The organism is Aminiphilus sp. (assembly GCF_029975095.1).
Taxonomy (GTDB): domain Bacteria; phylum Synergistota; class Synergistia; order Synergistales; family Aminiphilaceae; genus Aminiphilus.
Genome location: NZ_JARKPW010000130.1, coordinates 20830 through 29206, shown reverse-complemented (window position 1 = coordinate 29206; position 8377 = coordinate 20830). Strand labels below are relative to the sequence as shown.

The window sequence follows — 8377 nt, the reverse complement described above, 5'->3', positions numbered from 1 at the left end:
AACGGAGGGAGGCAAGAGGGGCCATGCGCCTTGTCCTGAACGCCAAGGGAATGGATCGTGTTCTTGCAAGGCATCCCTGGCTTTTTCGTGGTCATGCGGCGGGTTTCCCCGAGGCGCCTTCGGGAGAGCTGGTTGCATTCGGAGATCGTCGGCACGTGCTGGGATGGGGATTCTGGAATCCCGGAGCCTCTCTGTGTTGTCGGGTTCTTGCCTGGACCGAGACTCGTCCAGTTTTGGAGGAGCTTCTTCGGAAACGGTTTGCGGCGGCACTCCGGCGGCGTCGGATCTGGTGTGCCGGAGAGGATGCCTATCGCCTCATCTCCGGCGAAGGCGACGGATTGCCAGGGCTCGTGGTGGATGTCTACGGTCCCGTGGCGGTGGTACAGATGCTCTCCGCGGGATGGCACAGAAACAAGGGGCTTCTGCTGGATGTGCTGCGGGAGTGTCTCGCTCCCGAGGCGGTGGTGCTGCGCAACGATGTGCGTGTTGCCGAAAGGGAGGGCTTTCCCCGGGAGCGGTGTGTCCTTGAAGGCACTCTCTCGGAGGATGCGGTGATTCCCGTGCGGTACGGAGATCTTCTGGCGGGCGTGCGCCCGCTGGGAGGACAGAAGACGGGAGCGTATCTGGACGTGCGGACCTTTCCGCGTCTCCTCTGCGGACTCGCTCCGGGTGCCCGTGTTCTCGACGCTTTCTGCTACCAGGGAGCTTTCGGCCTCCACGCCCTTTCCTTCGGTGCGGCGGAGGTGGTGGCGGTGGACCAGTCCGAAGAGGCACTGGCTGCGGCGGAGGAGGACCGCCTTCGCAACGCGCTTCCGGACAGGCTGCGGCGGATGTGCGGCAACGCCTTCGAGGTGCTCCGGAATCTGGAGCGGGCCGGGGAACGTTTTGATGTCGCCGTGGTGGATCTGCCCCCCTTCGCGCCGGGAAAGGACCAGATTGAAGCAGCCCGCCGGGGATACAAGGAACTCGCCCTGCGGACACTCAAGATGCTGGTGCCGGGAGGGACGCTCTTTTTCTTCTCCTGCAGCGCCGCCTTCGGCGGAGAAATGCTCCGCACCACGCTGGACGATGCGGCGCGGGATGCGGGAAAGGAACTCCGCATCCTGGCGGAGCTGCATCAGGGTGCGGATCATCCCGTGCTTGTCCAGGTGCCGGAGACGGGATACCTGAAAGGCTTTGTACTGGAGGTGACGCCGTGACGACCACGGTGCTTTTCGATTTCGACATGACGCTCGTGAACAGTGCTCCCGCCATCACCCGCTGTCTGAACATAGTTGCCTTGGAAGGAAATCTACGCACCGTCACGGAAGAGGAGGTCCTTGCGACCATCGGTCTTCCCATGGAAGATGCCCTGGTGCGTCTTTGGGGAAGTTACGAGCCCAGGTGGCTCGACATTTACCGGGAGCGTTGCCGGGAGGAGGAGTACGCGGGACTGCTGGTGTTCGACGATGCCGTTCCCACGCTTCGGACATTGCGGGAGCGGGGGTGTCGCACCGGGGTCGTTTCAAACCGTCGTTTCGCCCGCCGGGTGGTGGAGTGTGTTGCTCTGGACACTCTCTGCGATGTCGTCGTCGGGCTTGAGGACATCGCGAGGCCGAAACCCTTTCCCGATGCGTTGGAACATGCCCTGGCCGTCCTCGGAAGTACCGCGGGAGAAACCCTTTATGTGGGTGACACGGATGTGGACATGCAGACCGCTGCCGCTGCCGGAGTCCGCGGTGTGGGAATCACCACGGGCAACTTCGGGGCACCGGAGCTTCTCGCCGCCGGCGCGTGGTGCACGGTGGACCGTCTTCAGGAGGTGACGGACCTGTCGTGAGCGATGCCACGCCACGCCGGAACCTTCGGGAGACGTTGCGACGATGGACCTGGTGGTTCATCGTGGCGGTTCTCGTGGCTGGGGCTGTTGCCCTGTATCTTGCATGGTGGCGTCATTACCAGGAAATGCATCCCCGAGTCGCCTGGGCACAGCCGTGGATGCACGTGGAGGAACACCCCCTCGATGTGGCGCTCCTCTGGCGGGAGGAAGTTCTCCGGGCGGATCGGGACGGAGAGGTTCACTTTTCCCGCGGAAACGCTCCTTTTCGGGTCGCCAAGGGCGATGTCCTGGCGGTGATTGGAGGAAAGGCGTTCCGGGCTCCCGGCGCGGGGTATTTCGTTCCCGCTCTGGACGGAAAAGAGAATTCGTGGCTTTTCGGTGCCATCTGGGAAGGAGATGGACCGATTCCTTCAGCGCCGCAGGCCAGGTTCATTGCTTCCGGATCCCGGATCAAAAAAGGCGATCCCCTGGGCAAATTTCTTCCGATGCCCCAGGATCTGCGTTTCGTGGCCTATGTGACGCGGACTCCCGCGGTGGACCGGGATGTGCGGCGTAACGTTCTCTCCGTCCGGACAGGAAAGGACGTGCCGCCGATCGTGGCCGTGATACGGACGGCGAAGCATTTCGGCGTGCGGACAAAGGTCTACTGCTCCCTTCCCGTGTTTCCGCTGGAACTGTTGCCCCGTCGGAACGAGCAGTGGATTCTCGAGGGGGCGGCCATGACGGGTGTGGTGGTTCCCCAGGGGGCGGTGACGGTCCGGAACATGCGGGAAGGCGTGTTTCTCGTGACGGGGTCGAGCGTGCGCTTCCAGGAAGTTACGGGAGTCCCCATTTCGGAGCGCCGTTTTCTCGTCACGGAAGGTCTTGTCCCCGGGGCGCTGGTTCTTCTCTCTGCTGAAAACGCCCGGGAAGGACGGGTGAAACTGTGGTAGATTCTAGAGGAACGAAGTGGCCGGAGGGGCCGTTGCCTTGAGACTGCCTGTGCGCCCTGGAGGAGAGAAATTCCGGGAGGAGTCGAGGATGATTCGGAACGAGGATGTTGCAACAATGGTGCGGCGTCGCATCCGGGAGGTCCGGGAGCGCATGGCCGAAGCGGCTGGACAGTCCTGTCGGGATGTCGCCTCGATACGTCTTGTGGCCGTATCGAAGTACCACCCCGTTTCCGCCATGGTCGCCGCGGCTCTGGAGGGCGTGGATATCCTTGGGGAGAACCGCGTCCAGGAAGCGTTGGCCAAACGGCCCGCCTGGGAGGCGGAACTCCGTCACCGTGGCGTGCCGCAGCCATGGACCCCATGGCATCTCGTGGGCCATCTTCAGCGAAACAAGGCCAGGAAGGCGACGGAACTCTTTTCGTGCATCCAGAGTGTCGATTCCATTCGACTCGGGGAAGAACTCTCCCGAATCGCCGGCGAGGACGGGAAGACGCTTTCGGTGCTGCTCGAAGTGAACACGTCGGGAGAGGCGAGCAAACACGGTGTTTCCCCTGAGGCGGCTTCGGCGTTGACGGAGCATCTCCTTGAGAAGTGTCCTTTCCTTTCCGTGGAGGGGTTCATGACCGTCGGGCCCCTGGAGGGAGGAGAATGCGAGACGGCAGCGGCCTTTGTCCGCTTGCGGACGCTTCGGGATGATCTGGCCCGTCGTTTCGGACGCCCTTTTCCGGAACTTTCCATGGGCATGAGTGGTGATTTCGCTTTGGCCATTCGAGAGGGAAGCACGATGGTACGAATCGGCAGCGCGATCTTCGGTCCGAGAGGAGGGGCGGAGGATGTTTGAGCGACTTCTCGTTCGACTGGGCATTCTCGAAGAAGTGGAAGATCTCGCCGTGGAGGACGATGTTCTTCAGGAGCGGAAGCGGCGCGTTCTCGAACCGCCGCCTTCCGAAACCATGCTGGTCCTCTGTCGGGGATCCGCCTGCATCGAACGCAGGGAGGCCCTCGGTGAAGCGCTCCGGCAGGGACGTCTTGTCCTGATGGATCTTCGTACCTGCGAACGCGGTGTCGGACAGAACATTCTCGACTTCGTCTGCAGCGTTGCCTACGCGGAAAAAGGGGACGTGCGGCGGATCGCTCCCGGAGTCTTTCTTGCGCTTTCGGATGTGACGGTTTTGGAGGAGTGGGACCCGGCCCGCACGGAGAAAAAAGACGAAGGGGCGGAAAGCGACGAGGAACGATCGCAGGTGCAGGTCGGACCCGGAGGGGAGGAGGAACCGTGAGCGAGAAGGAACTGCTTTCCGCCATGGACGTGGCCAATCAGGAGTTCAAACGTGCGCTTCGGGGATACGACCAGAGCGAGGTGGATTCCTTTCTCGACCAGGTGGCGGGAAGCATTCACGCCTATACGGAGCAGTACAGGGAGCAGCAGCGGCGCATTCAACAGCTTGAAGAGCAGATGAAGGAATATCGGGGGCTCAAGGACTCGCTGCAGGAGGCGCTTCTCATGGCGCAGAGGAGCGCGGAGGAGCGGATCCGTGCGGCGGAACGGCAGGCCGATGCCGTCATCGCCGAGGCCCAGGCCAAGGCCGAACACCTGATCGGTGAAGCCCGCAACCAGGTGGAGACAGCCCGGAGAGAGCTCGCCCGCGTCCGGGACGTGCGTCGGGATCTCGTGGGCGAGCTGCGGGCGCTTCTTTCCCGGTTTGATTCCCTCCTTGAAACACAAAACGAAGATTCCGGTTCGGAGGGAGGAACACCTCCCCGGTCCGAGCCTTGAGAGAGGGGCATTTCCTCACGTGTCTTCCTCTTGCCGCACTTGTGACGATGCGTCCGAACCAGTACAATAGACCAATGGCTTCCAGAGGATATGAACCATTGATTCCATAGAGAGGCCGAACTTTGACAATTCCATAAGGGGTGAGACACCGATGCAACTGATGCAGATGTTGTTGATTGCGGCGGGTGTCGCAGTCGGCTTTGCGGCGGGATATTTCCTCCGCAAGGCCTTCGAAGAGAAACGTCTCGACGGAGCGCGAGCCCAGACGGAACGGATGCTCAAGGACGCGGAATCACAGGCGGAGCAACGGAAGAGGGAAATCCTCACGGAAGCGAAGGAGGAGGCCCTTCGGCTTCGCCAGGACGTCGAGAAGGAAATCAAGGACAGGCGGAACGAACAGCAGCGAGTGGAGCGCCGCCTGGAACAGAAGGAAGAGAATCTCGACCGCAAGCTCGATGCCCTTACCCGCAAGGAAGAGGAGCTCAAGATCAGTCAGGATGCGCTGAAGTCCCGCATGGATGAGATCGAGACGATCAAGGTGGAGCAGGTGCGCCGACTCGAAGAAGTGGCGGGGATGACGAGGGAGCAGGCGCAGCAGGTTCTCCTTGCGGAGGTGGAGCGGGAGGCCGATCACATCATCGGACTTCGCCTCAAGGAGCTGGAGGAGAAGGCCAAGCGCGAAGCCGACAAGAAGGCCGCGGAGATCATCTCCACCGCGATTCAGCGCTGTGCGGTGGAACACACGTCGGAGGTGGCCGTGAGCGTGGTGAACCTTCCCTCCGACGAAATGAAGGGGCGCATCATCGGCAGAGAGGGACGCAACATCCGCGCTTTCGAAACCCTCACCGGTGTGGATCTCATCGTGGACGACACGCCCGAAGCGGTCACCGTGAGCAGTTTCGACCCCGTCCGCCGGGAAGTTGCCCGGCGTTCCCTCGAAAGGCTGATCGTGGACGGCCGGATACACCCCGCCCGGATCGAGGAGCTTGTGGAGAAGGCCCAGCGCGAGGTGGAGGAGCAGATCCTCGAGGCCGGCGAAGAGGCCCTTCTCGACACGGGAATCAAGAACATGCACCAGGATCTGGTGCGTCTCGTGGGGCAGCTCAGATTCCGGACAAGCTACGGACAGAATTCTCTCCTGCACAGTCTGGAGGTGGCGCATCTGGCGGGCATCATGGCCGCCGAACTGGGGCTCGACGAATCCCTCGCCCGCAGGGCGGGATTGCTCCACGACATCGGCAAGGCCGTGGACCATCAGGTGGAGGGCCCCCACGCGGTCATCGGAGCGGACATCGCCCGCAAGGCCGGCGAACCACAGGAGGTGGTGAACGCCATCGCCTCCCATCACGAGGACGAGGAGCCCCAGACGGTGTATGCGGTCCTCGTCGCCGCCGCCGACGCGGTGAGCGCTTCCCGCCCCGGAGCGCGCCGGGAGAGCCTGGATGCCTACATCAAGCGCCTGGAGAAATTGGAAAGCCTGGCCAAGGCGTTTCAGGGTGTCGCCAAGGCCTTTGCCATCCAGGCGGGGCGCGAGGTGCGGGTCATGGTCGTTCCCAACCTCACCGACGACGGGTCGATCCAGAAAATGGCCTTCGATGTGGCGAGGAAAATCGAGGACGAGATGAAATATCCCGGGCAGATCAAGGTCACGGTGGTTCGGGAAACCCGGGCAGTGGAGTACGCGAAATAACCATGCGCATTCTTTTCATCGGCGACGTGGTGGGCAGGCCCGGAAGGGATCTCGTGCGGGAACTCCTTCCCCGTATCCGGGAGGACGACGGCCCCTTCACATTCGTCCTCGCCAACGGCGAGAACGCGGCGGCTGGTTTCGGCCTCACCGAGAAGGTGATGGAGGAACTGTTCGCTCTGGGGGTCGATTGCCTTACCGGAGGAAACCACATCTGGGACAAGAAGGAATTTCTTCCCGTTCTCGCGGGAGAGAACCGGGTGTTGCGGCCCGCGAACTATCCCGATGGCTGCCCCGGTCAGGGCTGGACCGTCCTCGAGCGGGGCGGCGCCCGCCTGGCGGTGCTGAACCTGCAGGGCAGGACGTTCATGCCTCCTCTTGATTGTCCTTTTCGGACGGCGGATCTCCTGCTCGGGCGGATTTCCGAGCAGGCGGTCTTCGTCGATTTTCACGCCGAGGCCACATCCGAGAAATATGCCCTTTTTCGGTATCTCGAGGGGCGCGTTTCGGCGGTGGTGGGGACGCATACGCACGTACAGACCGCCGACGAGGATGTACTTCCCGGTGGTACGGCGATTCTCTCGGACGTGGGCATGACGGGAGGACACGGCGGCGTCATCGGCATGGAGAAAGAGACGACGCTCTCTCGGTTCCTGACGGGCCTGCCCTCCAAATTTTCCGTCTGCGAGAACGACCTTCGCCTCTGCGGCGTGGTGGTCGACATCGACGAGGAGACGGGAAGAGCTCTCCATATACGGCGCTTGCAGATCCGTCTGTGACGGTCCTCCTCTGTTACAGCGCCTCGAATGTTTGACGGGGGACCATGCAAAGGCTCTCAGGAAGACGATGCCGGAGCCGCTCCACATGGATGAACCAGGCTCGAAGCTGCTGTCGAAATCGAGTACGCAGGGCGGAGGAGTTCCAGAGGCTGTCACCGGAAAAGGCGAGCCCTCAGGGAGGTGCCGGAGTCATGACGGTAGAAATGCTTAAGGTCAGTGCCAACAGCAATCCCAACGCAGTAGCGGGTGCGATTGCCTCCATTGTCCGGGCCGGCAAGGAAGTGGAAATTCAGGCCATAGGTGCGGGAGCGGTGAACCAGGGCGTCAAATCCATCGCCATCGCACGGGGCTATCTCGCGCCGAACGGACTGGACATCTGTTGCGTTCCCGCATTTGCGGACATCGAAATCGACGGCCAGAGCCGTACCGCCGTGAAGCTCATGATTCGGAACAGATAGAAAGACACACTTCTCGGAGAACGTGTCTGCGTTTGGCCGTGAGACGGCCGGAAAATGGCGCGGGCGACGTGGGTCCGACCGAGAAAAAGAATCTGTAAAGAGGATTTGTTTCTGCAAGCGAGAGGGGCTCCCCCTAGGGGAGCCCCTCTCGCTTGCATTTCCGAAGAAACTAAGGGGATGCATAGCACCTCACAAAGATACAAGATGCCGTGATCGCAAGATACGGCGCTCCAAAAACGACAAAGTCGATAGAAACTTGGGTCTTAAGTCACCTAGGCAGTATCTCTTTTTTTGAGTACACTGCTGCGTGTAATCTTTTGTGCTTTCTCTCGCTGCGAAGGATTGCCGAACGCAAATTTCCGAGGGGAGGCCGAGTTTTTTGAAAAGGGAGGGTGGAGAGATGGAAGAACATCGTTGTCGCGGACAGGGGAGAGTCGTTGTGGTGTGCGTGGCGTTCATGTTGGTCGTGTCGGGGTTGTTCATATACCTGCCTGCCAAAGGGGAGGCGGGAGGCTCCGCTACGGTTTCCAGTGCCGGGTCCCAGGAAAAAACCATTGCCGGTGAGTACATCGTCATGTTTCACGCCAAGTCCAGGATTACATCAAGCACCGGCGAAACCCGACGTGCTCTTGCGGCATTGATGCTGGAGCTGCAGGGGGAGTATTTGGCGAGCCGCTATGGCTTCGCTGTGGTCCGCTCCTACGATGCGATTGCGGAGACGACGGGGAAAGGGATGTTTCACGTCCGAAGCGACCTGGCGGCGAGGGATCGGAATATGGAGGAGAAGCTGTTGTCCCTTCTCGGCCAGGATCTGCTCATCGAATCCGTGGCGCCGAATCGGGAGCAGCGGTTGATCTCCACGCCCTGATCTTTTTCTGAAAACACAACGGATTTCTTCCAAAAAACCGACGAAAGTGGTGATGTG

10 protein-coding genes are annotated in these 8377 nt (G+C 61.3%); all 10 read left to right on the top strand.

What is annotated here, in order from left to right:
• A partial coding sequence (locus tag Q1K49_RS07935) for a class I SAM-dependent rRNA methyltransferase (protein ID WP_300524822.1) occupies positions 1-1199 on the top strand: 1199 nt, incomplete at its 5' end.
• Complete coding sequence (locus tag Q1K49_RS07930) at positions 1196-1819, top strand: HAD-IA family hydrolase (RefSeq protein ID WP_300524819.1); 624 nt, start codon at positions 1196-1198, stop codon at positions 1817-1819. The genes Q1K49_RS07935 and Q1K49_RS07930, both read left to right, overlap by 4 nt.
• The gene (locus Q1K49_RS07925) at positions 1816-2751 is read left to right on the top strand and encodes a hypothetical protein (protein WP_300524818.1); all 936 of its coding nucleotides are present in this window, start codon (positions 1816-1818) and stop codon (positions 2749-2751) included. The genes Q1K49_RS07930 and Q1K49_RS07925 overlap by 4 nt, the downstream gene beginning before the upstream one ends.
• Before the next feature lie 88 nt (positions 2752-2839).
• A complete protein-coding gene (locus Q1K49_RS07920) occupies positions 2840-3592 on the top strand; it encodes a YggS family pyridoxal phosphate-dependent enzyme (protein WP_300524815.1) in 753 nt (250 codons plus the stop codon).
• Positions 3585-4031: a cell division protein SepF gene (locus tag Q1K49_RS07915; RefSeq protein ID WP_300524813.1), complete on the top strand. Its 447-nt coding sequence runs from the start codon at positions 3585-3587 to the stop codon at positions 4029-4031. The genes Q1K49_RS07920 and Q1K49_RS07915 overlap by 8 nt, the downstream gene beginning before the upstream one ends.
• On the top strand, positions 4028-4528 hold the full coding sequence (locus Q1K49_RS07910; protein ID WP_300524810.1) for a DivIVA domain-containing protein: 501 nt from the start codon (positions 4028-4030) through the stop codon (positions 4526-4528). The genes Q1K49_RS07915 and Q1K49_RS07910 overlap by 4 nt, the downstream gene beginning before the upstream one ends.
• A 160-nt stretch (positions 4529-4688) precedes the next feature.
• Positions 4689-6218: a ribonuclease Y gene (rny, locus tag Q1K49_RS07905; RefSeq protein ID WP_300524824.1), complete on the top strand. Its 1530-nt coding sequence runs from the start codon at positions 4689-4691 to the stop codon at positions 6216-6218.
• Between the two features lie 2 nt (positions 6219-6220).
• Positions 6221-6994: a TIGR00282 family metallophosphoesterase gene (locus Q1K49_RS07900; protein WP_300524807.1), complete on the top strand. Its 774-nt coding sequence runs from the start codon at positions 6221-6223 to the stop codon at positions 6992-6994.
• Between the two features lie 191 nt (positions 6995-7185).
• On the top strand, positions 7186-7452 hold the full coding sequence (locus tag Q1K49_RS07895; protein WP_029165298.1) for a stage V sporulation protein S: 267 nt from the start codon (positions 7186-7188) through the stop codon (positions 7450-7452).
• Between the two features lie 400 nt (positions 7453-7852).
• Positions 7853-8320, top strand: a complete 468-nt coding sequence (locus tag Q1K49_RS07890; RefSeq protein ID WP_300524802.1) for a hypothetical protein — start codon at positions 7853-7855, stop codon at positions 8318-8320.
• Positions 8321-8377: the final 57 nt, after the last annotated feature.

Excerpts from the sequence above, each read along its gene's own strand:
- Q1K49_RS07920 (WP_300524815.1), top strand. The coding sequence starts at position 2,840 with ATGATTCGGAACGAGGATGTTGCAACAATGGTGCGGCGTCGCATCCGG.
- Q1K49_RS07900 (WP_300524807.1), top strand. The coding sequence starts at position 6,221 with ATGCGCATTCTTTTCATCGGCGACGTGGTGGGCAGGCCCGGAAGGGAT.
- Q1K49_RS07895 (WP_029165298.1), top strand. The coding sequence starts at position 7,186 with ATGACGGTAGAAATGCTTAAGGTCAGTGCCAACAGCAATCCCAACGCA.
- Q1K49_RS07890 (WP_300524802.1), top strand. The coding sequence starts at position 7,853 with ATGGAAGAACATCGTTGTCGCGGACAGGGGAGAGTCGTTGTGGTGTGC.
- Q1K49_RS07915 (WP_300524813.1), top strand. The coding sequence starts at position 3,585 with ATGTTTGAGCGACTTCTCGTTCGACTGGGCATTCTCGAAGAAGTGGAA.
- rny (WP_300524824.1), top strand. The coding sequence starts at position 4,689 with ATGCAGATGTTGTTGATTGCGGCGGGTGTCGCAGTCGGCTTTGCGGCG.